Below are 1018 nucleotides of genomic sequence, written 5' to 3' on the forward strand. Positions count from 1 at the left end.
CCTGACTACCCGTCAAAACTGGGCAGAGGGCGTATAAGGCCCGCCAGGACGAAGGCGACGGGTGGAGTAGAAGATCCTGAAGATGATCGAGACCCAGTCGGAACACGGACACCGTGCGGTGTCCGTGTCTCTTCCGTTTCATGGGCTGCTTGCTGGCCAGGAACTGGCCCGTCACACAGGCCCAGATGAAGGCGGCAGACACGCAGGTGAGCAGGGTTGACACGCGCTCCGCCTGCGTCAGGCCAGTGTCTTCCAAGTGAAAGCCTCTCGTCTTCAGGGCTGAGTGGAGATTTTCGGCCTGCCAGCGCTGAGCATAACGGCGGAGATTCACTGAAGCGTGGCCCCGGTACGCGAGGTACAGCACCTCGCCAGCGGCATTCTTGGTGGCACACAGGCGCAAGGACACGCCGTAGACGACCATCCGGCGGTGCCAGCGGCGAATCTCACCGGTCTGGAGTTTTTTGAAGCACGCCCGGACCGGCAGGTTGCCGGTCCCGATGGTGGCGGTCGCCGGGAGGCGGATACAGGGAGCAATGCCGTGCCCATCCAGAAAGGTGAACCATGTTTTGCCGATGAACTCGCGGTCTGCCAGTAGGCTGCCGATACGTCGCTCAGGGCAACACTGAAGGAACCGGGTCAAGAGCGCTTCGCGCACCTGTTGCGAACTGCTCCCCCGTGGGGGAGCAGGGTCCACATCAATGGCAGACTGAAGCTGTCCCACACGGCAGAAAGCAGCAGGATGTCAATATCCTGCTGGCCGAGCTTCCAATTGGTACGGTCCAGGATCAGGTGCAATTCGCCGTCCGGGAGGAAGGACAAAGCAAAGCGCACAAACAAATGATCCGGAAACTCGAAGCGGACAAAGCGCCGCAACCGCTGATACCGCGTCTCCAGTGAGCCGGGCAAGTGGACATGGGTCTTCAGCGTGTACAGGACGACACTGCGGGCTTGCACCATGGCCAGGATCAGGGCCGCCAACACCTCAAGGCGCCGGGCGTCGATGGGAAAAGCAGCCCGC

The 1018-nt window shown here is 61.6% G+C and carries 1 pseudogene; it reads right to left on the reverse strand.

The window, feature by feature from the left end:
- Positions 1 to 1018: pseudogene (locus K7W42_RS22715) on the reverse strand (IS4 family transposase); the annotation flags it as partial.

The organism is Deinococcus betulae (assembly GCF_020166395.1).
Lineage (GTDB): Bacteria > Deinococcota > Deinococci > Deinococcales > Deinococcaceae > Deinococcus > Deinococcus betulae.